At 41.3% G+C, this 24,784-nt stretch carries 25 protein-coding genes; 19 read left to right on the top strand and 6 right to left on the bottom strand.

Annotated elements, in window-relative coordinates; translation table 11 throughout:
* The first annotated feature begins 2 nt into the window (after positions 1–2).
* The 7 genes from cpu_RS07290 (at position 3) to cpu_RS07260 (ending at position 7,741) form a co-directional block, all read left to right on the top strand.
* Complete coding sequence (locus tag cpu_RS07290; protein ID WP_075859363.1) at positions 3–863, top strand: uroporphyrinogen decarboxylase family protein; 861 nt, start codon at positions 3–5, stop codon at positions 861–863.
* 22 nt (positions 864–885) lie between these two features.
* Positions 886–2,088 (top strand): multidrug effflux MFS transporter, encoded by a 1,203-nt coding sequence (locus tag cpu_RS07285; protein WP_075859362.1) that lies wholly within the window; start codon positions 886–888, stop codon positions 2,086–2,088.
* 448 nt (positions 2,089–2,536) lie between these two features.
* On the top strand, positions 2,537–3,922 hold the full coding sequence (locus tag cpu_RS07280) for an MFS transporter (RefSeq protein ID WP_077177232.1): 1,386 nt from the start codon (positions 2,537–2,539) through the stop codon (positions 3,920–3,922).
* Positions 3,923–3,935: 13 nt separating this feature from the next.
* Positions 3,936–4,568: a cobalamin B12-binding domain-containing protein gene (locus cpu_RS07275; protein WP_075859360.1), complete on the top strand. Its 633-nt coding sequence runs from the start codon at positions 3,936–3,938 to the stop codon at positions 4,566–4,568.
* A gap of 3 nt (positions 4,569–4,571) precedes the next feature.
* Positions 4,572–5,789, top strand: coding sequence for a uroporphyrinogen decarboxylase family protein (locus tag cpu_RS07270; RefSeq protein WP_075859359.1), 1,218 nt, complete (start codon positions 4,572–4,574; stop codon positions 5,787–5,789).
* 276 nt (positions 5,790–6,065) lie between these two features.
* Complete coding sequence (locus tag cpu_RS07265; RefSeq protein WP_075859358.1) at positions 6,066–6,428, top strand: P-II family nitrogen regulator; 363 nt, start codon at positions 6,066–6,068, stop codon at positions 6,426–6,428.
* The gene (locus cpu_RS07260; protein ID WP_075859357.1) at positions 6,425–7,741 is read left to right on the top strand and encodes an ammonium transporter; all 1,317 of its coding nucleotides are present in this window, start codon (positions 6,425–6,427) and stop codon (positions 7,739–7,741) included. Before cpu_RS07265 ends, cpu_RS07260 begins: the two co-directional genes overlap by 4 nt.
* A gap of 155 nt (positions 7,742–7,896) precedes the next feature.
* Here the strand turns inward: cpu_RS07260 and cpu_RS14255 are convergent, their stop codons facing one another.
* Positions 7,897–8,073: an integrase core domain-containing protein gene (locus tag cpu_RS14255; protein WP_077177231.1), complete on the bottom strand. Its 177-nt coding sequence runs from the start codon at positions 8,071–8,073 to the stop codon at positions 7,897–7,899.
* Between the two features lie 337 nt (positions 8,074–8,410).
* Positions 8,411–9,814 (bottom strand): amino acid permease, encoded by a 1,404-nt coding sequence (locus tag cpu_RS07250; protein WP_075859356.1) that lies wholly within the window; start codon positions 9,812–9,814, stop codon positions 8,411–8,413.
* Between the two features lie 435 nt (positions 9,815–10,249).
* Between cpu_RS07250 and cpu_RS07245 the strand changes: the two genes are divergently transcribed.
* The 7 genes from cpu_RS07245 (at position 10,250) to cpu_RS14330 (ending at position 14,804) form a co-directional block, all read left to right on the top strand.
* Positions 10,250–11,347 (top strand): PfkB family carbohydrate kinase, encoded by a 1,098-nt coding sequence (locus cpu_RS07245; protein WP_075859355.1) that lies wholly within the window; start codon positions 10,250–10,252, stop codon positions 11,345–11,347.
* Positions 11,341–12,255 carry a pseudouridine-5'-phosphate glycosidase gene (locus cpu_RS07240; RefSeq protein ID WP_088775897.1) on the top strand — a complete coding sequence of 305 codons (915 nt, stop codon included), beginning with the start codon at positions 11,341–11,343 and terminating at the stop codon, positions 12,253–12,255. The genes cpu_RS07245 and cpu_RS07240 overlap by 7 nt, the downstream gene beginning before the upstream one ends.
* Before the next feature lie 110 nt (positions 12,256–12,365).
* Entirely contained in the window at positions 12,366–12,824 is a 459-nt protein-coding gene (locus tag cpu_RS07235; protein ID WP_075859353.1) for a GyrI-like domain-containing protein, read from the top strand.
* Between the two features lie 8 nt (positions 12,825–12,832).
* A complete protein-coding gene (locus tag cpu_RS07230; RefSeq protein ID WP_075859352.1) occupies positions 12,833–13,645 on the top strand; it encodes an amidohydrolase family protein in 813 nt (270 codons plus the stop codon).
* An 8-nt stretch (positions 13,646–13,653) separates the two neighbouring features.
* The gene (locus cpu_RS07225) at positions 13,654–13,986 is read left to right on the top strand and encodes a pyridoxamine 5'-phosphate oxidase family protein (RefSeq protein ID WP_075859351.1); all 333 of its coding nucleotides are present in this window, start codon (positions 13,654–13,656) and stop codon (positions 13,984–13,986) included.
* 50 nt (positions 13,987–14,036) lie between these two features.
* The gene (locus tag cpu_RS07220) at positions 14,037–14,486 is read left to right on the top strand and encodes a universal stress protein (RefSeq protein WP_075859350.1); all 450 of its coding nucleotides are present in this window, start codon (positions 14,037–14,039) and stop codon (positions 14,484–14,486) included.
* Positions 14,487–14,645: 159 nt separating this feature from the next.
* Positions 14,646–14,804 carry a hypothetical protein gene (locus cpu_RS14330; RefSeq protein ID WP_439951472.1) on the top strand — a complete coding sequence of 53 codons (159 nt, stop codon included), beginning with the start codon at positions 14,646–14,648 and terminating at the stop codon, positions 14,802–14,804.
* 19 nt (positions 14,805–14,823) lie between these two features.
* Here cpu_RS14330 and cpu_RS07210 read toward each other — a convergent pair whose 3' ends face one another.
* The 3 genes from cpu_RS07210 to cpu_RS07200 form a co-directional block, all read right to left on the bottom strand.
* Positions 14,824–15,495 carry a Crp/Fnr family transcriptional regulator gene (locus tag cpu_RS07210; protein ID WP_075859349.1) on the bottom strand — a complete coding sequence of 224 codons (672 nt, stop codon included), beginning with the start codon at positions 15,493–15,495 and terminating at the stop codon, positions 14,824–14,826.
* Positions 15,496–15,625: 130 nt separating this feature from the next.
* Positions 15,626–17,536 (bottom strand): anaerobic carbon-monoxide dehydrogenase catalytic subunit, encoded by a 1,911-nt coding sequence (gene cooS / locus cpu_RS07205; RefSeq protein ID WP_075859348.1) that lies wholly within the window; start codon positions 17,534–17,536, stop codon positions 15,626–15,628.
* A 17-nt stretch (positions 17,537–17,553) separates the two neighbouring features.
* Positions 17,554–17,988: a 4Fe-4S dicluster domain-containing protein gene (locus cpu_RS07200; protein WP_075859347.1), complete on the bottom strand. Its 435-nt coding sequence runs from the start codon at positions 17,986–17,988 to the stop codon at positions 17,554–17,556.
* A gap of 376 nt (positions 17,989–18,364) precedes the next feature.
* Here cpu_RS07200 and cpu_RS07195 point away from each other — a divergent pair, with 376 nt between their 5' ends.
* From cpu_RS07195 to cpu_RS07175, 5 genes are read left to right on the top strand one after another with little or no spacing between them, the layout of a single operon-like run.
* Positions 18,365–19,549: an efflux RND transporter periplasmic adaptor subunit gene (locus cpu_RS07195; RefSeq protein ID WP_075859346.1), complete on the top strand. Its 1,185-nt coding sequence runs from the start codon at positions 18,365–18,367 to the stop codon at positions 19,547–19,549.
* Positions 19,546–20,238 (top strand): ABC transporter ATP-binding protein, encoded by a 693-nt coding sequence (locus tag cpu_RS07190; protein ID WP_075859345.1) that lies wholly within the window; start codon positions 19,546–19,548, stop codon positions 20,236–20,238. The genes cpu_RS07195 and cpu_RS07190 overlap by 4 nt, the downstream gene beginning before the upstream one ends.
* A gap of 10 nt (positions 20,239–20,248) precedes the next feature.
* Positions 20,249–21,451: an ABC transporter permease gene (locus tag cpu_RS07185; protein ID WP_077177230.1), complete on the top strand. Its 1,203-nt coding sequence runs from the start codon at positions 20,249–20,251 to the stop codon at positions 21,449–21,451.
* Between the two features lie 15 nt (positions 21,452–21,466).
* Complete coding sequence (locus cpu_RS07180) at positions 21,467–22,924, top strand: sensor histidine kinase (RefSeq protein WP_075859344.1); 1,458 nt, start codon at positions 21,467–21,469, stop codon at positions 22,922–22,924.
* Positions 22,921–23,634, top strand: a complete 714-nt coding sequence (locus cpu_RS07175; protein WP_075859343.1) for a response regulator transcription factor — start codon at positions 22,921–22,923, stop codon at positions 23,632–23,634. Before cpu_RS07180 ends, cpu_RS07175 begins: the two co-directional genes overlap by 4 nt.
* Before the next feature lie 198 nt (positions 23,635–23,832).
* Here the strand turns inward: cpu_RS07175 and cpu_RS07165 are convergent, their stop codons facing one another.
* Positions 23,833–24,729, bottom strand: coding sequence for an SPFH domain-containing protein (locus cpu_RS07165; protein ID WP_075859341.1), 897 nt, complete (start codon positions 24,727–24,729; stop codon positions 23,833–23,835).
* Positions 24,730–24,784 lie beyond the last annotated feature (55 nt).

The raw sequence follows: 24,784 nt of genomic DNA, 5'->3' as shown, positions 1-24,784 counted from the left end.
TGATGACAACTTCCCGGGAACGAGTAGCAAAAGCGATTAAAGGTGAAGTACCCGATAAAATTCCCAAAGGGGAACTTCTAATTGAGGAGCGGGTTATAAAAAAGTTTTTGGGGAAGGATAGAGTTGGTTTTGAGGAGCGATATAAGTTTATTAATGAACTGGAGCTTGATTTAGTAACTATTGTAGCCAGCGATCTGGATGAGATGGTTTTAGGGGAAATAAAAAAATGGGTTAATACTTCTTTATTTGTTTTTGCCCTTCTTGATGGTCCTTTTGAGACGGGTTTAAAGAACTATGGTTTTCAAAGGTATTTCTTGATGTTTAAAAAAGAAAGGAAAGAATTAAAAGACTTTATCGGGAGGTGGGAAGAAAAAGCTTTAAGGGAAATACATGAGCTTTGGAAAATGAAAGTTGATGGGATTGTTTTAGCCGATGATGTAGCTTATAATAAGGGGCTTCTAATTAGTCCTCAGGATTTAAAGGAATATTTTTGGTTAAGTTACGAAAAAATTATAGCATTTGGAAAAAAGGAAGGGTTATTTTACTTTTTTCATTCCGATGGCAATTACCGGGTTATCCTACCAGATTTAATTAACCTTGGTTTTGCGGGGATTCATTGCTTGGAGCGGCAGGCGGGGATGGAAGCGGAAGAAATCCAAAAGGAGTTTGGAGAAGCGCTGTGTCTCTGGGGCCACCTTACAACTGAAGATATCGTTAAAGCTAAAAACCCCCGGGAAAAAGAGCAGCTAAAGTTTTCGATTGATGAATTAGGGTATAGAGGAAGATTTATCTTAGGTACAAATACCGGCTTGTACGATGGGATAGATTTGGAAGGAATTAAAATTCTTTATCGAAGTTTTTAGGCAAAGGGGGAGTTATAAAAAAATGGAAGCAGAACAATTAACCTCATTAAGGTTCCGGAATATTGGGCTGATTTTTATTCTTGGGACCCTTACGGCGTTTGCTCCTTTATCCATAGATATGTACCTTCCATCCCTGCCGTCACTGGCACGGGATCTTCATACCCATGCCTCACTGGTGCAGCTAAGTTTAACTGCATGTTTGGTAGGTTTAGCAATAGGGCAGCTTATTTTTGGCAGCCAAAGTGATATTTACGGCCGCCGGCCCTTGCTTATTTGGGGTTTGTTTTTTTACACCCTTTCTTCCTTTTTGTGTGCCGTAAGCACCTCGGTTTACTTTTTAATAGCTCTACGTTTTGTTGAAGGCTTTACAGGAGCAGCGGGGATAGTGATTGCCAGGGCGGTGGTGCGGGATTTATACAACGGAGTGGAAATGATGCGGTTTACGGCAAATCTGATGCTGATAAATGGTCTTGGTCCCATCGCAGCTCCGGTTATTGGGGCGGAACTTTTGAGATTTACTTCCTGGCGGGGTGTATTTGTGGTTCTTGGGTTAGTTGGTTTGTTAATGCTTTTGGCGGTTTATTGGTATCTTCCGGAAACCTTACCACCGGATCGGCGGCTTAAAGCTGGATTGGGAACTACTTTAAAAACTTATCAAAAGCTATTAAAGGACAGGAGTTTTCTCGGTTATGCCTTGCCACAGGGTTTGGTTTCTGCAGCGATGTTTGCTTATATTGCGGGATCTCCCTTTGTCATTCAAAACATTTATGGTGCATCGCCGCAGTTTTTTAGCCTCATTTTTGCTACGAACGGCTTGGGGATAATCTTAGCGGGGCAGCTTGCCGGTAGACTTGCTGGAAAAATAAGCGGGGAAAGACTTTATAAACTGGGGCTGTATGGGGCTTTTGGTGGCGGGATGGGACTTTTAATTGCGATTTTAATCAAAACGAAATTATTTTTCGTTTTGCTACCTTTGTTTTTTGTGGTAAGTATGGTTGGTGTTGTAGGTACTGCGGGTTCGGCCCTGGCATTGGAAAATTATGGGGAACTTGCCGGAAGTGCCTCGGCCTTTTTGGGATTATTAGCGTTTGTCCTTGGGGCTGCGGCTGCTCCTTTGGTAGGGCTTGGGGGAAAGCGTATGGATTTTTCGATGGCGATAGTTATTATGGTTTTAGAAACTTTTTCCCTTGGATTATATCATATAAATCGGAGATCTAAATTATGAGGTAACAAATTCCAAGAGCGAGAAGAAATTGTGGGTGTCCTTCTTTTTAGGCTTTTTAGTCAATTCCACTTTAATAACACTCGAGGGATGCCCCCTTTTTTAATTCTTAATTTAACAAAAAATATTATGGATAATTCTACGCAAAATTATGAATATTTTTTATTGACAGAAATAAATTTATAATGTATGCTTAAATTAAGAATAATGTCTATACATGTAGAGTACATTTTTAATACTAAGATGTATATACAAATATATATTAATATATAAGTACATAAATAATGTGAAACATTTTGTAATTCCGTATCGCAGCGCCCCGGAATATTGAGGCAGTAAAGTTTTTTGGAAAATATTAAAATTTTTTGAAAGATCAATTAAAAGGGGGGGAGAATGAAAAGTTAAGCAAAAATTTGTTGAAATCTTATCATTATTTCCAAGGGGGGAAAACGTGAAAAAGCCCTTAAGTAAAGCGATAAAAACGTTTTATGGGATTGGGGATCTTGGGTTTACATTGATGGCCAGTGTTGAACTTTTTCTTTTTGTATTCTTTCTAACGGATGTCGCAAAATTTTCACTATCTACAGTTGCTTTAATTGGCTCGGTTACAAGTATTGTTGATGCTATCTTATCACCTTTTTATGGGGCGATAATAAGTGGGACAAAGCCTCTTAAGTGGGGGCGCAATCGTTCTTGGCTATTAATTGCACCGCCAATTGTAGTTTTACTATATATGTTTCAATTTACAAAAATTGGACCAGAATCTACAGCAGCTGTAATTGTTTGTTTAGGGTTTATTTTAAGCCACATTATTTGGAATATTGCCTGGGTTGCAAATGTTTCGTTAATTCCGGTTTTAGCCAATAATCCGGATGAAGGTGCCCTCCTAGCATCTCGTAGGGCTACTTATACAGCAATGGCTGGCATTGTATTTTCCTATACAGGGCCTCCGCTGGCAATTTATCTTGGTAAAGTCACCGGAAACCAAATTATGGGGTATACATTATTAGCAGGGATTATGGCTTTGGTTATGTTGATAGGTTATTGGATAGTTTTTAAAATTACCGATGGCTATGAATTAGCTGGTGATAATGAGGGTAGTAGTAATGTTCCGGTTCAAAAAGTTTCGTTTAAAAGTATGTTAAATAGCCTTTTACAAAACCCGCCTCTTATTGTCCTGCTAATTGTGGACTTTCTTAGAAATATGGGTCTTTTCATTACGACGGCAGCTACGGCGTATTACTTTACCTATGTGGCCAATAATATGTCGTTATTACCAACTTACTTACTATTAGCGGGGATTGCCCAAACTGTTGGTTCGTATCTAGCCGGTTTCCTGGGACAGAAATTTTCGTCACGAACAAGTTCAATTTTTGGTTTAGTTTTTGCGGGGATTGGGCTGATAATTTGTAAATTTGTGGGATTAAATTTGGTCTTGTTCTTTGTCTTTGCTTTGGTTGCAAATATCTTCCTGGGGATTGTTTATTCAGTTATTGTAAGTTTATATTCGGAAGTTTCAGTTTATGCTCAGTGGAAAACCGGAGAAGATACATCGCCCTTTGTTATGGGTTTAATGAATTTAGCCTTAAAAGCAGCCGTTATTTCCCGCGGGACGGTAATACCGTTTGTTTTAGGAGCGGCGGGTTTTGTGGCAGGGACTGATCCGACAACCGCAACTTTAGAACTAAAAAATGCTGTTATCAATGTGTTTGTATTTATTCCGGGAGTATTGTCGTTGGTGGCTGGTTTAATTTTGGCTTTGGGCTATAAATTAACCAAGGAACAAGTAATTCAATTCCAAAAGGAAATAAATCAAAAATTACAAAAAATAACATAAGGAGGGTGTAAAAATGTTAGATAAGATATTTAATTTGATTGTGGAATTGGAAGAGGATGAAGCGATAGGACTTGCTAAAAAGTATATCGAGGAAGGGGGTAACCCGCAAAAACTTCTTGAAGCATGTGGAAATGCCATGGGAGAAATTGGACAAAGGTTTGAAAAAGGGGAATATTTTTTATCAGAACTTATTCTTGCTGGAGACATATTTAAGAGCATTATGGAATTTACGTTACCCAAGCTAAAACAAGGAGAAGTGACGAAAGTTGGGAAAATGGTCCTTGGTACCGTGCATGAAGATGTACACAATATTGGTAAGGACATCTTTAAAGTATTTGCAGAAGCGTCAGGCTTTGAGGTTATAGATATTGGCATTGATACACCGCCAGAAAAGTTTGTCGAAGCAGTTAAAGAACATAAACCAGATATAGTTGGAATGTCATGCTTGATAACTGCGGGTGTAAGTTCCATGAAAAAAACGGTTGATGCTTTAAGGGAAGCAGGTCTTAGAGATAAAGTTAAAATTATAATCGGCGGTGGGAGAGTAGATGAGGGAGTAAAAGAATTTGCCGGGGCAGATGCTTGGGCTGATGATGCGGCTAAAGGAGTAAGGCTTTGTAAAGAATTATTGGGGCTGGAGGGATAGGAGATGAAAAATCCACAGGAATTGGCTAATAAACGATATGAGCGTATTATGAAAGCTATTAATCTTGAAGTGCCAGATAAAGTTCCGGTGGTTGGTTTTGGAGGAGATGTAGTTGCGGCATATGCTGGTATCAATCAATATGAATTTTGTTATGATTACGAAAAGGCCGCTGTGGCCATAGAAAAATTTTTACGGGATTTCCCCTTTGATTGGTCTTTAGCGATGATTCCAGGCTTGGATGGAAGGCCATTTTGTGTGGCCTTTTCGGATTTTGAAGACATTACTGTGAACACTACTTTTATTACCGGGCCAATGCATGATGCCTTAGGAGATAAATACTACCGCTATCCTGGAAGAGAAATAAGTGTAGATTCTTCGCCGCAATTTATTGGTGGAACTTTTATGGAAGAGAGTGAATACGACAAGTTAATTGAAAATCCCGTAAAATTTATTGCGGAAACGGTTTTACCAAGAGCATGCACAAATCTTGAAACTCCGGAAAAAGCTAAGGGAGCATTAGTTAGATTTGGAGTGGAAATTGATCGTTTTTTCAATGCGGTAATGAGAATTGGTGGGATTTCGGCTGAATTGGGCTACCCATCGATTCCTATAGGTGGGGCTTATGCACCCTTAGATATCATCAGTGATTATTTACGCGGGGTGGAAAATCTTTTGCGGGATATTAGGAAATATCCGGATAAGGTGAAAAAAGCTACTGAGGCTCTGGTGGAACCAATTGTAAATTATGCATTGGCGCATAAAAAGTTTGGCATGAATTTGCTATTAATTCCTTTACACTTAAATGAATATCTTTCCCCAAAACTTTATAAAGAATTTTACTGGCCGACTCTTAAAGAAGTTATTTTAAGAATTGTTGATGCAGGCATGAAGGCGTTAGTTTTCTTTGAAGGACGTCATGATGCCCATTTAGAAACGATTCTTGAACTTCCTAAAGGTTGGGGCATTGCTTATTTTGAAAAGACTGACATTATTAAAGCAAATAATTTGTTAAAAGGGCATACTTGTGTAATGGGGGGCATTCCGATAAGTTTAATCGTTGGTGGTACCCCGGCTTCAATTGATGAATATATTCGGAATCTTTTAGAACAAGTTAAGCCCGGAGGTGGCTTTATATTAGCGCCAGGCGTGGCAACGGCTCCGCGGGAAACTCCTTTAGAAAATATTCGGGCATTAATTGAAGCTGTAGAAAAATATGGTTAAATTGACGGGGAACCGTTTAATTTAACGTCGGTGCCCTTAAAAACAGCTTGCGGGGCAATTTGAAGGAATATTGTATACCTTATCTATTACGGTTGACGTGAAAAACTGTTCATGGCAAAATAAAAATTAAGAACGATGCAGTGCTGCATCGAGAGCGATGAAGCCTTTTGGAGAGTGTTCCAAAAGGCTTTTTTGCATTTACAGGCAGTGAAGCCTCTGATGAAGGGTCCGGCGCCGCCCTTTATCAGGGGCTAAATTTTTTAGGAGGTGGTTTTGGTGAAAAAAATTGAAGCTTTAATAAGACCCCAGAAGCTTAATGAAGTAAAAGAGGCTCTTAATAAATTGGGTATTTCTGGAATGACGGTAACAGAAGTGGTAGGCTGCGGGCAACAAAAAGGGCAGAAGGAAATTTACCGGGGGTTTGAGTACGAGATTAACCTTCTGCCTAAAGTAAAAATTGAAATTGTAACCATAGATAATATGGTGGAAGAAATAATACGCATAATATCCGATGTGGCAAGAACGGGAGAAATTGGTGATGGGAAGATTTTTGTTTATGACGTTTTAGATTCGGTACGCATAAGAACGGGTGAACGGGGTATTGCTGCTATAACTTCGCCAAAGGAGGGGGAAAGATGAAGAAAAAATTTTTAACTTTGCTTTTGGGGCTAATCTTTTTACCTGGATTATCTTTGGCGGGAGAGCCAGGGTATAACCCCGGGGATGTTACCTTTGTACTACTTTCAGCGGCATTGGTATTTTTAATGACTCCGGGACTTGCCCTGTTTTATGGTGGAATGGTACGCCGGAAAAATGTATTAAATACGGTAGCGATGAGCTTTATTGCGATAGTGGTGGTTTCACTGCAATGGATTTTAATAGGCTATACCCTTTCTTTTGGGAATGATGTAAAAGGAATTATTGGAGATTTTTCTTACCTTGGCTTAAAAAATGTAATGAATATTACCGTTTCTAATCTTCCGGGATATGTGTTTTCAGTGTTTCAGTTAATGTTTGCCATCATAACCGCAGCTATTATTTCAGGTTCGGTGGTAGAAAGGATGAGCTTTGCTGCCTGGATCTTATTTATTGCTCTCTGGACGACATTAGTCTATGACCCCCTTGCCCACATGGTCTGGGGTGGTGGGATCCTCTTTAAGCTTCCGGCATTGGATTTCGCTGGAGGAACGGTAGTGCATATAAGTTCGGGAGTGTCGGGGCTGGTAGCTGCTCTCATTCTAGGAAAAAGAAAAGAAAAAGAAACGGCTCCACTTATGCCGCACAACTTACCCCTTACTATTTTAGGAGCAGGGCTTCTCTGGTTTGGCTGGTTTGGCTTTAATGCGGGAAGTGCGCTGGCGGCTAATAACCTTGCGGCGCTGGCGTTTATTAACACCAATACTTCGGCGGTAATGGCAGCATTGGCCTGGGCTTTAACCGAGTGGCTCCATCGGCGGAAAGTAACAGTATTAGGTATCGCCACCGGGGCAGTGGCGGGGCTGGTGGCGGTAACTCCGGCAGCGGGTTATGTCACTCCAGCATCTTCCGTGGTAATTGGATTTATTGGTGGGGTATTAGTATATATAGCGGTTGGTATCTTAAAAACAAAGTTTGGCTATGATGACTCTTTAGATGCCTTTGGTTGTCATGGGGTTGGAGGTATCTGGGGAGCAATTGCAACTGGCATTTTTGCCAGCAAAGCTGTAAACCCGGCGGGAGCCGATGGAGTACTTTACGGAAATTTTGGTCAACTATTGAACCAGTTAGCTGGAGTAGGATTAGCGATAGCTTTAGCGGTAGTTGGGACGGCCATAATTTTAAAGCTAATTGGTATTTTCCTGCCGCTTAGGGTAAAGGAGGAAGTGGAAAGCATGGGTTTGGACCTTACTGTTCACGGAGAAGATGCGTATAAAGATTTGGTTTTTTCCGGGAAATCTGTGCCGTTTTTATAATAAATAAAAGGCAGGCAAAAACAGTGGGTTTATACACGTCCAAATCTCCTTTTACATTAATTTGGCGGCGTATCTGGGATACTTTTTTTACGGTGTACACCTTTAATCCCTCCGCCTTTTTGAACTGGTCAAGACTTAGTAGACACAAAAAGTTCTCAGACAAACCCCTGTTCAATTTTGTATTGAACGGGGGTTTTGTAATTTAGGGCAAACGAAGGTCTTTCTGTATTATAAAAATTAATAGCTTTTTCTATAGTTTTACGCAAATCATTAGAATGGGAATAATTAAAATCGTATTTTAGGATATAAACCAACCCAAAAAAACTTTCCATAACAGCATTGTCTCTTAGATTTGAGTATTACAGCTCTAACTGGTCGATAGCCATAAGATGAGTGTTTACTATGTATTTCTTTAACTAGATTATCAAGACTAGCCTGTTGAAGTTGGTAGCGGTTTAAATTATCTTTTCTACCTAACCACTTATAGTAGCCTGATCTTGATACACCGAATAATTCGCAAAGCCATTCTACTGAGAATTTTTCTTTTAGTTTATTGATGCAGCTAAAATAATACCGCTTTACTTCTTTCGTTGGGCTATTATACAAAAAAAGATAGTAGACTTTTTATGTCTACTATCTTTATACCAGTTCAAGCAAAATCCTCGCTTTTTAGTTTTTGGCTGTTTGTTCTAAATTTTTAATGCGAGCATGTTTATTGCCATAACCAAGATAAATTATTAAACCAATTATTAACCAAACAATGAAGCGAATTATTGTTATTTTTGGCAAGCTTATAATTAATGCTAATGAGCCCAAAATACCGATTGGTCCAATAATCCAGATGGCCGGAACGCGGAAGAGGCGCTTGGCATCAGGCTTAGTATAGCGCATGACCATTACGCTTAAAGTTGTTAAGGCAAAGGCGGTTAAGCCACCAATGTTAGCTAATTCTGCTAATTCGCCGATGGATAAAACGCCACCTAAAATCAGTGCTGTTCCAAAAATTATTATGGAAGAAACGATTGGAACCCGAGTTTTGGGATGAACTGTAGCAAATTTTTCAGGTAAAAGACCGTCCCGGCTCATTGCAAAAAGAATCCGAGTCGAACTTAAACCATTACCAAGCATTGTAGCAATCAAACCAAAAATAACTGCAACGGAAATCATAGCTCCGCCCCACTGTACGCCAACTTGTTGAAGGGCAAAGGCGGCAGGATCGGGAACATCAAGTTTGGTAAAGCTAACCATACCGGTTAAGACAGTTGACACTGCAATATAAAGGAAGGTGATAGCACCAATACCACCTATTAAAGCAAAGGGAATACTTTTTTGTGGGTCTTTAACTTCTTCAAGAACGGTAGTTACCCCGTCAAAACCTGTGTAAGCAAAAAAGGTAAGGGCTGCTCCGGTTAAAACGCCTCCCCAGCCAAACGGAGTGAAAGGATGCCAGTTTTCAGGTTTAATATGGAAAATACCGATTGCCAGGAAGACGATAATTGCCAAGACTTTGGCTCCGGTAAATAAAGCGTTCGAACGTCCGACGGCTTTAATACCGCTTAAAGCAATGCTTGCAACAATAAGAATACCGATTATGGCAGGAATATTAACTATTCCTCCATGAGCAATGTCTTGGCTAAAGGCTGTAGGGATATTTATGCCAATAGATTTAAGGAGAGAAGTTACGTACCCACCCCAACCAACAGAAACCGTACTGGTAACAACGGTAAATTCAAATAATAAGTCCCAACCAACAATCCAGGCGATAATCTCACCCAATGCTACATATGAGTAAGTATAAGCGCTACCTGCAACGGGTACGAGGGAAGCAAATTCAACGTAAGCTAGGCCTACTGCGATAGAGATAATACCACCAATTAAGAATGATACGATAACACCAGGACCTGCGTGTTTGGCAGCGGTTACTCCTGGTAAAACGAAAATTCCGGCGCCGATTGTAGCCCCAAGAACCAGCAGTAATAGCTCCCATGGACCAAGGGCACGATTTAACCTATACTTTTCTTCTTCAGCCAGTTCTTTTGCTTGTTCAATTGTTTTTTTGCGAAAAATATCCATTTTCTCTCCTCCCCCTTGCTAAATTTTTGTTTAAGCTTAACCTTTCCCGAAAAAACATTTTTTATGCTTGGTAAAGCACCTCCTTTGTAAGTTATTTAAAATAAATTTAATTTACTTAACACAATATTAACATAAAAATAAAATTTTTAAAACTTTAAATATATTCATTATTATTTAAAAATTTAAATTAAAATGTCTTAATGAGCGTTTAATTTTGTGTAAAGTTTGGATTTTTAAAAATTAAGTAATTCTAAATTCATTTTGCACATACAATAACAATCTTTTTAATTATTATCTAAATTTTAAGAAAATAAAAAATATATTAAATTAGAATATTTTGGGAATTTAGCGTTAATTAGTGGTAATGATAAGCTTGATTGCTTATAATCATAATGTAGATGTTTAAAATTTATAAGCAAAAGTTTAGGAGGAATTATGACCAGGCGGGAAGAAGAAATACTCACGTTGATTCGAGAGAATCCTTTTATCAATCAGGAAGAAATTGCCCGCAGTTTAGGAATTGCCCGATCCAGTGTAGGGGTGCATATTGCTAACTTGATGAAAAAGGGTAAAATTAAAGGACGGGGCTATATCTTAGCCTCCGATGAGCCGGAAGTAACGGTAATCGGCGGTGCCAACATAGATATTTGCGGTTACCCTTTTAAAGAACTTAAAATGCGGGACTCTAATCCCGGCTTGGTAAAAATGAGTTTGGGGGGTGTAGGGCGAAATATTGCGGAAAACCTTGCCCGTCTTGGCGTGACTACAAGATTAATTACTGCCGTAGGCGGTGATTTTTACGGAAAGTACATCCTGGAAAAATGCCGGGAAGTGGGGTTAAATACCGACGAAATTTTAATCATCGCAGGGGAAAACTCTTCGGTTTATCTTTCTGTCATGGATGGGCAGGGGGATATGGCAGTAGCGGTAGCCGGGATGGAAATTTTGGAGCATTTAACTTTAGATTATTTTAAAAAGAAGCTACCCATTATAGGGTCATCGAAAGTTTGTGTGGTTGATACTAATCTTCCTCTTAAAACCCTGGAGTATTTACTAGAAAATGTCCGCGGAACAGCTTTTTTTGTAGATGGTGTGTCTGCGGCCAAGGCGGTGAAACTTAAGGAGCTAAGAGGAGAGTATTTTGCCGTAAAACTAAATAAAATAGAAGCAGCTGAGGTTACCGGAGAAGATTTAGATCGTGATGCGGGACTTAGAAAGGCAGCAAACTATTTTTTACGAAAAGGGGTTAAGCAAGTCTTTTTTACCCTTGGGGCTGAAGGGGTGTTTTACAGCAATGGGGAAAGCCAGGAAAAGGTAGTTTTACCACAGGTAGAGCCGGTAAATGCTACCGGAGCAGGGGATGCCTTTACTGCCGCTTTGGTTTACAGTTATTTACGTGGTTTTGATATAGATAGAACAGCGAAGTTTGCTGCGGCAATGGCTGTATTAACTTTAATGGCAGAAGAGGCGGTAAATCCAGAAATAGCGGAAGAAAAAATAATAAATAAAATGGAGGTGTTGGGATTATGTTAAAATATCTTGAAATAAGTAAGGAAGTTCAGGATGCCTTAAATAATGGGCAGGCAGTAGTTGCCTTAGAGTCTACAATTATTTCCCACGGTATGCCTTATCCGGAAAATGTTGAAACGGCGTTGACGGTGGAAAAAATAATTCGGGAAAATGGAGCTGTGCCGGCGACCATTGGGGTAATTGGTGGTTGCCTTAAAGCAGGGCTTACCGCCAGGGAAATCGAATATCTTGGCAAAAAAGGACAGGAAGTTTTAAAGGTAAGCCGTCGAGATCTTCCCTATGTGGTAGCAAAAGGCTTAGATGGGGCAACCACAGTTGCTTCTACCATGATAATTGCTGAAATGAGTGGAATTAAAGTTTTTGCTACTGGAGGAATAGGTGGGGTGCACCGGGGAGGAGAACAAAGCTTTGATATCTCGGCGGACCTGCAGGAGTTGTCTAAGACTAACGTTGCTGTAGTTTCAGCGGGGGTAAAGTCAATCTTGGATATTGGTCTTACCCTTGAATATTTGGAAACCTACGGGGTACCGGTGATTGGTTTTGGAACCGATGAGTTTCCGGCTTTTTATACCAGGAAAAGTGGTTATAAAGTAAATTTTACTGCCGATACCCCTGAAGAACTCGCCCGAATTATTAAGGTTAAGTGGGACTTAGGCTTAAAGGGTGGTGTGGTAGTGGCTAACCCTATTCCCGAAGAATACTCTTTAGATAATGAGGAGATTTCCCGGGCTATAGACAGTGCAGTTTTGGAAGCGGCCGAAAAAGGGGTAAAAGGTAAGGAAGTAACACCCTATCTTTTGGCAAGAGTCAAAGACATTACCGGTGGTAAAAGCTTGGAAGCTAATATTCAGCTGGTGTTAAACAATGCCCGGTTGGCTGCAAAAATTGCCGTAGCTTTAAGTAGAATTTAGGGACAGTCCCCGAATTATCCTTGTACGGTAATTTTAGGGACTGTCCCTATTTTTACCTCTTTTACCCTGGAGTTTTTGTTTTATAATAGGCTTAAAAGGGGGAAAATACAATGATACCTGAAATAGTTTTTAAACCAGGGTTTTACCTGGTGGGAATAAAATATGAGGGGCGTAATGAAAACGAAGAGATTTCAGAATTGTGGAAAAAGTTTAATTTGCGGATTTCCGAGATAAAAAGTAAGGTTAGCAATAATGAACGTTTTGGCCTTAATATTTATGGTGAAAAATTTTTAGCCACTGGAGAATTTACTTACCTGGCTGCGGTGGCAGTTGAAAAAATAGAAGAAGTGCCTGAGGGCATGGCAGTGGCAGCATTAGACCCAGCTAAATATGCGGTCTTTACCTTGCCGGGCCAGCGGGAGAAGTTACCAAAATTGATTCATGATATTTACTGTCGCCACTTAAAAAAACATGGTCTTAAACCTGTTGGCAATTATGATTTTGAGTTTTATACCGGTAAAGATTTGATATATTTTTATGTACCGATAGAATATGGAAAAAGAGGTTAAATAGGCTTATGAGTAAGCAAAAAATTATTGACGGCCATGTTCATTTACTGCCGGATAAATTATTAAGGGCAATTTACCGGTGGTTTGAGGAAAATTTGGGCTGGGAAATGCCTTTTCACTATGACCTTGAAGGTTACCTTAGCTACTTAGGAGAATTGGGAATATCTGAGGTAATGGCTTTAGGGTATGCCCATAAAGCGGGGATGAGCGGGGGTTTAAATGAGTGGTTATTTAACGCTAAAGAAAAGTATCCCTGGATTAGGCCTTACTTAGCTGTCCACCAGGATGACCTGGAAAAAGGGAAAATGGTTCGAGAATACTTAAGTAAAGGATTTTTAGGGGTAAAAGTTCACTGCTTTGTGCAAAAAGTGGGAGCCGATGACCCCAGGTTTTTTGAGGTATTTAAAATTTTAGCGGAAGAAGAAAAGGGGTTGGTCCTTCATGGCAGCGGTATGCCGATAACAGCGGAATTTGTTAATCCGGATCAGGTAAAAAAACTTCTTAAAGCTTTTCCGGGGATGAAAATTATGGTAGCTCATCTGGGTTTGCCCGATTATTTAAAAGAGTATTTGAGATTGGTCGATAAATATGAAAACCTCTGGTTGGATACGGCTTATGTGCTGGGAAATCCCAAGTTTAATAATAAGGGCTTACGAACGGTTTTTCTTAATTATGCGGAAAGGATTATTTATGGCAGTGACTTTCCCATTATGGATTATTCTCCCAAGCGCGCTTTAGAGGAGCTTTATTCCTTTAATCTGGGCCAGGAAAAAGAAGATTTAATCTTATATAAAAATGCCGAAGAGTTTATGGGGAGGTAGGTTATAGCATGCGGGAATTACGGCGTAAAGACCGGGCTTTGCCTGAAGCTCTGGCAGAGTTGATATTAACGGATGGAGAATACGGGGTTTTGGCTACAGCGGGAAAGGAATACCCTTATGCGGTACCGTTAAATTATGTTTATAAAAATGGGGCAATTTATTTTCATTCAGCTTTGGAGGGGCAGAAACTTGACCTTTTAAAAGAGAATCCCCGGGTAAAGACACAAAGAATTATCAGGAATGGTTTAAAAAAGCAGAAAGTGATTTTAAAGGAGATATCCGGCCTTAGATCTATTGATTGTAAGTTTGGAAGAAATAGAAGAGTGTTTAAATATTGTTGAAAAAATAAAAGGGTTTATTTTAAAAATTTTACACCAAGAAGGTGAAAAAGATGTTTAAAAAAATTTTAGTGGGGATTGACGGCTCGGCGATGGGCGATAAAGCCTTTAATACTGCTTTAACGCTTGCTAAGGGGTGGGGAGCAGAACTATTTTTGGTTCATGTAATGCCCATGCCTACCTTACCCAATGTTTTTCCTCCGGGGGCGATTGCATATGTGCCCGAGTCGGTTTTGCAGGATTTAACCCGGGAGATTAAAGAAAAAGCGGAGAAAACTCTTGAGGAAAGACTTAACCAAGTAAAGGAAAAGGGAGTTACCGGGCAAATTAAGGTTTTAAAAGGGGAGCCAGCCAGTGCCATTGCTAGTTTTGCCCAGGAGGAGGGAATAGATTTGATAGTAGTTGGGAGTAGGGGAATTTCCGGGGTTAAGGAATTGATGCTGGGAAGCGTGAGCCATAAAATATCCCAGCTTGCCCGCTGTCCGATTTTGATTGTAAAGTAGTTAGTAATGAGTAACCGAGGTTCTATGAGGGTATATTTAGAGAAGTGGTCTTGGTGACCACTTCTCTGATTTATAAAGGGAGAATAGAATAACGAATGCGCAAAAAGGGACTTGGACCCTAAAAAAGGTCTTACTGAAATGCTAAAAGGTGGCGTCACCATGGATATGACTCCCGAACAAGCAAAAATTACTGAGGCAGCAGGGGTTTGCGCGGTGATGGCGTTAGAAAGGGGTCCTACAGATATTTGGGTTGCGAGTGGGGTGGCCATTATGGCAATTTTACGAATAAGAACTGTTTCGTTTTTTTACGTTACTTAACGTTTGAAAATTTTGCAGGTCACAAACTCATTTGAAAAATTACCTTTTTTAGGGCTTCTAAGTCCTTTACAAAAATGCTCTTTTTGCTTACTTTAATAATTTTTTGGGCCTCAAAATCTTTTATTAAAGTAGCCAGCGTTTGCCTGGTAGTTCCAATCAAGTAGGCCAGTTCCTCCCTGGTCAAACCGGTAGGCACCAGAATGCCCTCATCCTGGTGTACGCCCCGGTTGAGTGCCCATTGATATAAAAGATTGGCCAAGCGAATTTTGGCTTCCATAAAAACCATTCGCTCAATTACATCCAAGGAGTGTTTTAATGCGTCTCCCAATACCCGGACCAACCCGTACATTAGCTCAGGATACCTTAGCAACATTTCCTGGAATGCCTCTAACGGTACCAGCAGTATAACCGAGTCCTCAAGAGCCTGGCCAAAAGCACGGGTGTGGCCGCAAAAAATATCGCCCGTATCCAGTATCGTTAGGATAAACTCCTTACCGTCGGGATAAGTGAGAAAGACCTTGATTCGGCCTTTGGTAACTAGAAAAATATCGTTGGGATAGATTCCTGGGGAAAAGGCTATTTCTTTTTTCTTAAGGTAAATCTCTTTAAAACTGGGGATAAACTCCTTAAGCTGGTCTATAGATAATTTACCGAGCAATTTATTATTTGTTATTAAACCAAAACTGCGCATTAAAATCGCCCCCTGCAGCTATTATACCACCCTGTTTGACTTCCTAGGTACTCAGTATAGCTTTGCAAAAAAATCCCTCCTTAGCGGAGGGATATAACAATGTTATGGCCCAAAACCGTTTCTAAAATTTCTAGCATGGTAATCCCAGGCCGGCCCGGCGTTCGTTGATAGCTGCAAGGAGCTTATTGGCTGCTGCTTCGGGATCGAGTTCGACAATAAAGTAGCCTCCGGTTATCTCTTTGACGCTGTTCGTAAGGATTTGGGTCACCGGTAAACTGCCTGTAACTGGCGGTATCACACCGATATGAGTAGGTAGGCCTATGGTTACGGCCCAGGTGCCGATCGCCACAGCCTTTTCATGCATAGCTTCAGGGGCTGAGGCTACAACCGGAAGCCTATCCATATCTACACTCAGCCGATTGGCTAAAGCGGCCACTAAAGCTACTGCCCGGGAGTTGTCCACACAGGAACCCATATGGAGGACCGGGGGCAGAGGGCCACCTAAACCGTTAGCTTCCCCAATGGCAGTCAGTACCGCTTTAAGGCCGTTACCACACAGCTCTTCTACGTTTGCCGGGTCCATAAAGCCGTGACGCATCAGAGCACCGGCACCGCAGCCGGTGGCTACTACGAGGACATTCTCTTTGAGAAGTTTGCGGGCGATAGTGATGAAATTTTGGTCTTGGGGAACTTTGACGTTGTTACAACCGGCAAAGAGACAAACACCCCGGATATTACCGTTAACTACATTATCAATTAACGGTTTCAACGGGTCATTGGCGTCCAGTTTGCTGAGAGCATTGATGATGGCTTCCGTAGAAAATCCTGCAACTACCTTAGTTTTTATATTGGGAATTTCTACCGGTTTCCCTTTGCGCCGTTTAAAAGTATCGATGGCCAGGCGAAGGATTTGCTTGGCATTTTCAACGGCAGTTTCTTCGGCAAAATTCACGTGTGTTGCCCCGGTAATTTTTGACATTTCCATAGTGGTGATAACGGTGGTTCCGGTACATTCGGCTATGGTAGCCACGGAAGGTTGAATACATTGATAATCAAGAATCATGGCATCCAGGGCGCCGGTGACCATAGCCATTTCCTGGCTTACCGAGTGAGTGCAGGCGGGGATGCCGTGGCGCATCAAAACTTCGTTGCCCGTACAACAAATACCCACCACGTTAATACCGGTAGCGCCAGCTGCGCGCGCTTCTTTTTCCATTTCTTTGCTTACCGTGACGATGATGTCGGACAGAACCGGGTTATGCCCATGGACGGCCACATTGACCGCATCGGCCTTGAGTACGCCAAGATTGCTCTCGGTAACTACCGGCGCGGGGGTACCAAAAAGAATATCAGCTAAATCGGTACCCATATAACTACCGGCTAAATCGGCAAGGGAACAACGCAGACCGCCCAGTAATAAATTTTGAGCATCGGCATCACAGCCCATGGACGTACGATGCATGACTTCAGCTATTTCGTGGTCGATACCGGCAGGAATCAGACCATGGTCCGACAAAACCTTGACGCGGCTGGGAGGCAAGGTCGTAGTTGTCCACAACACTGGGGTATCTTTTTCGTGAAAATCAGCCAGAGCGGCATTTGCTACCTTTAAAGCGATATCTTCATCTTTTTGTCCCTCGGTGGGAATACCAAGGCGTTTGGCAATGGAGTGCAACTTGGCCCGGTCTTTAATCATATAACTTGCGGCCTTACCTTGAACTGCTTTTTTCAAAGTATGGGCCAGGTGTTTAGCGTGCCCGGAATGTCCTGCTGCTCCAGCAGCAATGGACCGATCTAATCCCCGGGCTACTATCACCTCGGCAGTTGCTCCGCAAATACCTACTTTGGGTTCATCACCAAAGGGATTGATGCGACAGGGACCCTGCAGACAGTGGCGGCAGCATAAACCAGTTTCACCAAAGCCACACTGAGGTTTCATAGCCTCATACCGGTCCCAGACCGTTTGGATACCTTCGCGTTCTGCCTTATCCAGCATTTGCTGGACGGCACGGTCGGTAGTTTTTAAATTTTGCTTAGTCATTAAATCTTCACTCCTTTTTATTGGATTTCTTTTACCGTTAGTGCACCAACGGGGCAGGAGGTAACGCAGACCGGAAAGTCGGAGACATCTTTGCATAAGTCGCATTTTACACAGCGGTCATCAACCCTGATAGCGTGAAACGGGCAGGCTTTTTCACAAAGCCCACAACCGGTGCACTTTTCTTCCGAACAAACTACTCGGCCTTCTTCGTCATAAAAAAGCGCTCCGTTAGGACATGCTTCAATGCATTTGGCTTTTTTGCAATGTTTACATTGTTCTACGGTAATTTCACTTGTCTTGTCGCCGGAAGTATAAACAATTTGTAATCTTGGTTTAATAACCTCTACTATAGCGGAAATTAGTGATTTTTCCGAAGAATGGATGATTGAACAGCCAACTTCACAGCTATGGCAGGCTACACAAAGGTTTTTATTAAAAATTACCTTGTTCATTTTTCCTTCCTCCCTGGCTGGACTCACCGGCCTGTAATTCAATTAAATTGACAATATTGTGAAATAAATTTGGCTTTTCTGAATAATTCGCGAATACCAAAATTCCTACGCCACACTCATAATACCTCCTCACCTTTCCGATTTTGACTACTTTAAGTATACTTGAGAAAAATTTTTAGTTCCGTAAAGCATTTTACATTTTTTTATTTGATTTACACTGGTTTTTAAACTTTTGTGGTTTTCGAAACCGTTTTTTTATAGCATGTTTAGTTTTTAGTTCTGCAGGTAATTTAGAAAATTTTAAGAAAGGATTAAGACGTAATTTAGAAAAAGAAGTTAGAATAATACTGAAATACTTTAAAACGGAGGGTATGTCATGAAAAAAGGGTTAAAAATTGCAGTGGGGCTTTTGGTTTTAGCGGCAGTAGTTTTTGGGTTCTATTCCTATCGGGCAGCAACAGTCCGAAAAAACAGCCAATTAGATGTAAAAACTGCCAAAGCTACCGTAGGTGATGTGGTAGCGTATCTTTCGGTTTCAGCGACAATTGAGTCCCAAAACAAAAAAGATTATTACGCTCCTCAGGCCAAGGTAAAGAGAGTTTACGTCAAGGTAGGAGATAAGGTCAAAAAAGGTGATGTTTTAGTTACCTTTGAAACCCAGGATTACAGTTTTCCAATCGAACAGGCCCAAATTCAGTATGAAAATGCAGTGCTACAGCGGGATGAGCTTTATGCTCAGAAAAAAGATATCGAAGATAAAATAAAACAGCTTGATACCCAAATAAGTAGTTTAGAAAAAAGCAATAATCCGGAAGATAAGGCCAAACTGGAAAGCTTAAAACAACAGCGGGATAATATCCAGCCGGTATCCGAAGAAAAGATCAAGCAAGCGGAAAACTCGGTAAAGCTTGCTAAACTTTCCTTAGATAATGCCAAAAAAGCAGCAGCCCAGGCCCAAGACAAGATAACCGCGGACTTTTCCGGGGTGGTGACAGCGGTGAACGTGGTGGAGGGAGCAATGGCTAACTCAATGCAGCCGGCGGTGACCGTACAGGACCTTTCTAATTTAAAGGCTGTAGCAAAGCTTGGCCGGTTTGATGCGTCTAAAGTTTCCCTGGGGCAGAAAGTAGTACTAAGAAACGGTAAAAAAACCTATAGCGGGGAAGTAACATTTATTGAACCAGTGGCCACTACTACCATGAGCGCTTCTGGACAGGAAAGTACGGTCGGGGTGGAAATAAAAGTTCTTGATAAAAACACCGACCTAAAGGTTGGCTTTGATGTGGATGCGGATATCCAAATTGGCAGAAAAACTGGAGTAGTCAAAATACCAGTAGAAGCAATTCGTCAAGAAAAAGACCGGAGTTCGGTGTTTGTAGTGGAACAGGGGCAAGCCAAAGAAAAGGAAGTAACAACAGGTCTTTGGTCGGACAATGAAGTGGAAATTGTCTCTGGTTTATCTGCTGGAGAGACAGTAATCCTAAATCCCAGCTTAAAAATAACTAACGGCACTCCTATAAGGCTTCCCCTTGCCGGTGGGCTTGGGAGGCGGATGCGGTGATCGAGCTTATCGATGTAGTTAAGGAATATGAAGTAGGCAAAGAGCGCTTTCGGGCGCTAAAAAAGGTAAATCTAAAAGTTCAGGCGGGAGAGTTTACCGCCATTATGGGTCCGTCCGGTTCGGGCAAATCTACAATGATGAACATTTTAGGGCTACTGGATAGGGCTACTTCCGGAAAATATTTTTTAGATGGTAGAGATGTTTCGGTTTTATCCGATAGAGAATTAGCTTATATCAGAAACCGGGAAATAGGCTTTGTTTTTCAGGCGTTTAATTTAATTCCCCGCATGACGGTTTTAGACAATGTTATGCTGCCCATGGTTTATGCCCGTATTTCCGGGAAAGTCCGGCGTGAAAAAGCTTTAGAGGCTCTTTCTAAAGTAGGCTTATCCCACCGGATAAAGCATTATCCCAATGAGATATCCGGTGGGGAAAAGCAGCGGGTAGCAATTGCCAGGGCAATCATCAATTCGCCCAAGGTGATTTTAGCCGATGAACCAACAGGTAACTTGGATTCTAAATCTTCGGAAGAAATAATGAAAATCTTTCAAAAGTTAAATGATGAAGGGGTTACGATAATTATTGTTACCCACGAGCCGGATATCGCCCAGCATACCAAGAGGATAGTGCGTTTTCGCGATGGCGAGATTATTTCCGATGAACCGGTATTAAACCGGATTGTGTTATAGGAGGGCTATTATGATTATTGAAAGCCTAAAAATGGCATTAGAAAGTATTTTAGCCAATAAAATGCGAACTTTTTTAACTATGCTGGGTATAATTATTGGCATTAGCTCGGTAATTGCGATTGTCTCTCTGGGGCAGGGCGGGCAAAATGCTATTACCGGGGAGTTTGAAAAAATTGGTGTTGCCAGCGTCAAGATTAAGGTAGATACCTCTAAAGCCAGTGCTTCCGATTATTTTACCCTAGCTGATTTAGATAAGATTAAAGAAAAAGTAGAAACGGTTAAATATGCCGCTATTGAGGTTCAGAAGCAAGGGGTGGCAATAACTGACCAGAAAAACAAACGGGCTGTAATTTCGGGAGGAACGCTGGATTCGTTTTATACTAATAACGTGGAAATCCTTTATGGACGGTTTTTTAACGAACGGGAGTTTACCGAAGGAATGCCGGTGGCGATAATTGATAATAACGCCGCCAAGGCTCTTTTTGGTTACGAAGATGCGGTAGGTAATACTTTAAAAATTGGTCCTCCAGCCAATCCTAAAAAGGTAACTATTATTGGCGTTGCCAAAGGTTTTACCGGACCCTTTGGCGGCGGTGATAATATGCCTGTATTTGTTACGGTACCGCTGACTTTTTTGGAAGGACTTTTCTCGGAAGAAGTTGTCTTTGATTCCATGACCATCATGGCTACTTCCAAAGATGCGGTAGAGGAAGCGGGCAATGCAGCTATTCGGATCTTAGAAGCTCGGCATAACAATGCCGGCAATGACATCTACAGTGCAGAAAACGTGATGCAGCAATTAGAGCAAATTAACCACGTGCTGGGAATTTTCACCGCTTTTATTGGCGCAGTGGCAGCCATTTCCCTTTTGGTGGGCGGCATTGGTGTTATGAACATCATGCTGGTGTCGGTTACCGAAAGGACCAAGGAAATCGGGATTAGAAAAGCTATTGGAGCGACCACTACTGATATCTTAGTACAATTTTTAATGGAATCTATTATTATCTCGGTAATTGGTGGAATAATTGGGATGGTTGTTGGAATAGTTGGGGCTAATATTGTCGGCAACATGATGGGGGTTGTTCCTGCTCTATCCTGGACGGCAGCTTTAGGGGTAATTCTCTTTTCATCGGCAGTGGGTATTTTCTTTGGCATTTACCCGGCAAGGAAAGCAGCCAAGTTAGATCCTATTGAATCACTACGCTACGAATAAGAGGAGGGCTGACCGGTGTCTTTAAAACTAAGACTTATATTATCTTACTTGGCAATGTTAATAATTCCGGTGCTGTTATCGGGTGTAGTTAGCTATTTAGTTGGGATAATTTATATTGGAGACGCCGGTCAAGCTTTTAATCTTCCCCGCCGCCCCCTGGCTTTTCGGGAGGTCTTTAAGGAACGGCAGGAAAAGATAAATGAAATTAAAATGAAAATTTTAAAGGAACCGGAAATTGCTTTTAAGCAAAGCTTTTGGGTAAAAGAACAGCAAGAGCTTTTAAAACATCAAACTTATCTTGCGGTTAAAAAGGGAAATGAATTTATCTATCTTTCCCCGAAAGTTCGGGAGGAAGAGCTTTTTAAGCGCTTACCTACTTTCGGTAATCCGGAAGAGGAAGGGGCAATCCAGGGACCGGATGGGAAACGGTATCTATTAAAACAGGTGGATTTCTATTTTCCGGATCACACTTCGGGCAGTGTATATTTTATTACCGATATGGATGTTGCTCGAAAAATTATGATAAGATTTAGCATTACTATGTTAGTGATATTTTTAATTATCCTTGTAGCAACTAATGGTACCCTTACTTTTTTCGTTTCCCGTAGTATCTTAAAACCTTTGTCCCAATTAAAAACGGCGGCAGAGCAGATTAAAAACGGCAATCTCGATTATGCAGTAAAAAACGGCTCCAAAGATGAGATTGGGGAGCTTTTTGTCTCTTTTGAGGAAATGCGGAAAAGGCTTAAAGAGTCGGAAGAAATAAAAAAGCAGTATGAAGAAAACCGAAAGGAACTTATAGCTAACATCTCCCACGATTTAAAGACTCCAATTACGGCAATTAAAGGTTACGTGGAAGGGATACGAGATGGGGTAGCCGATAGCCCGGAAAAACTATCCCGGTACCTTGACACCATTTACCGCAAAGTGTTGGAAGTGGATGGACTGATTGATGAACTGTTTCTTTTCTCCAAACTTGATTTAAAAAAACTACCCTTTAATTTTGAAAAGGTGAACCTAAATCGCTATTTTGAGGATGTTGCTGAAGAACTGGAGTTTGATTTACGTAAGAAGGGAATTGAGCTTAAGCTTAATTTGCCGAAAGAAGAAATTTTTGTTCAAGCGGATCGGGAAAAACTAAAACGAGTTATCAACAATATTGTGGATAATGCGGTAAAATATATGGATAAGGATAAGCCTCAACTGGTCATAAATGTAAAAGATGACAACAACCGAGCATTGGTAGAAATTGCTGATAACGGCCCGGGGATTAGTGATACGGCTTTGCCAAAGATTTTTGAGCGTTTTTACCGGGTGGATCCGGCTAGAACCAATACTTCCGGCTCCGGTCTGGGGCTATCGATTGCTCAGAAAATTATTGAAGAACACGGCGGCGAGATCTGGGCCAGAAGCGTTTTAGGGAAAGGGACTACCATTACCTTTACCTTAAAAAAATTGGGGGAAGGCGTATGAAAAAGGTGTTGATTATAGAAGACGATAAATCTATCGCTGAGCTGCAAAGGGACTACTTAGAAGCGGCTGGATTTTCCGCGGAGATAGCGGTAAGAGGTGATGAAGGGCAAAAAAAGGCCCTGGAAGAAGATTATCATTTAATTTTACTGGACTTAATGTTGCCCGGAATAGATGGCTTTGAGGTTTTACGGGCGATTAGGGCCCAAAAAGATACACCGGTCTTATTGGTTTCCGCCCGGAAAGAAGATATCGATAAAATCCGGGGATTGGGTCTTGGTGCGGATGATTATATCACCAAACCCTTTAGTCCCAGTGAGCTGGTAGCCCGGGTAAAAGCTCATATTGCCCGCTATGAACGTCTGACCGGTGGGCGAAAAAACCAGGCTTTATTGGAGTTTCCGGGTTTAGTGATTGATACTGCCGGACGCCGGGTTTTTGTGGAAGAAAAAGAAGTTATATTAACGAGTAAAGAGTATGATTTACTGCTGTTTTTGGCAAAACATCCTAACCGGGTATTTAGCAAAGAGGAATTATTTGAACGAATTTGGGGGATGGATTCCCTGGGGGACCTATCCACTGTTACGGTGCATGTGCGCAAACTTCGGGAAAAGATAGAAAAAGACCCCTCCAACCCAAGATACATCGAAACTATCTGGGGGGTGGGGTATAGATTTAGTGGTCGGTGGGCCCAATTAGAGGTTGGAGATTAGACCACTTTTAAGGCAACTTTAACATCATTTATTTTTTTCCTCTTTCTTTAACCTTCCGGCTTTTTTGGCGGCTTCTCTTAAAAGGTACTCAATATGCGAATTTACCGAGCGAAACTCGTCCGCTGCCCATTTTTCAAGGATTTCGTAGAGTGCAGGATCAATTCTTAGAGGAAAACTTTTTTTCCTGGCCATACTTTTTTAATAAATCGTTCCGGTATTTATTACCGGCTGGGCAGAGCGGTCCGAGACGATAGCAACCATTAGATTATTAATCATTTGCGCCTTTCTTTCTTCATCTAAGGAGATATTGGCGTCTTTTTCTAACCGTTCAATTGCCATCTGCACCATGCCTACCGCTCCTTCTACGATTTTCTGCCGGGCGGCCAAGATAGCGGAAGCTTGCTGGCGTTGAAGCATCGCCTGGGCAATTTCGGTGGCGTAAGCTAAATGGGTAAGCCTTGCTTCTAATACTTCGACTCCGGCAACTTGAAGCCTATCCTGAAGTTCACTGGCTAGCTCCTTAGCGACTACATCGGAATTTCCCCGCAGCGAAATTCCTTCTTCTACAAAATTATCATAGGGGTATTTAGAAGCCACATGTCTTAGCGCAGTTTCACTCTGGATTTCCACAAATTTTTCGTAATCTTCCACATCAAAAACTGCTTTGGCGGTGTCGATTACTTTAAATACTACCACCGCCGCGATTTCCACCGGGTTTCCATCGACATCATTTACCTTTAGTTTGGTACTGTTAAAGTTTCGGACCCGCAGGGAGACTTTTTTGCGGCTCGAAAAAGGGAGAGTTAAGAAGAAGCCACTTTCCCGGATAGTACCTTTGTAATCGCCAAAGAAAATTACTACAACTCCCAAATTGGGCTGAACGATGGTAAGACCTGAAGCTAAAGTGATGCCTAAAAGAAAGAATATTGCTGCTAAGTACCAGCCAATGGGAAAAAGATTAAACGGTAGAAAGGGATGGATACCAGAAATTTGCAGTACGTTGTTAATAAAAAAAATAACTGCCAGGATAAAGAAAATTAGCGTTAAGAAAAGACCTAGATAACCATTAGCTTTCCATACCCTTTTTTCTTGCATTATAACCCCTCCCGATATTAAGATTATATTAAAATGATATCACATTTGGGTAAAA

The sequence above is a fragment of the Carboxydothermus pertinax genome (genome assembly GCF_001950255.1).
Lineage (GTDB): Bacteria > Bacillota > Z-2901 > Carboxydothermales > Carboxydothermaceae > Carboxydothermus > Carboxydothermus pertinax.
Note: the sequence above shows the minus strand (reverse complement) of the source record. Positions and strands in the feature narration are given on the sequence as shown.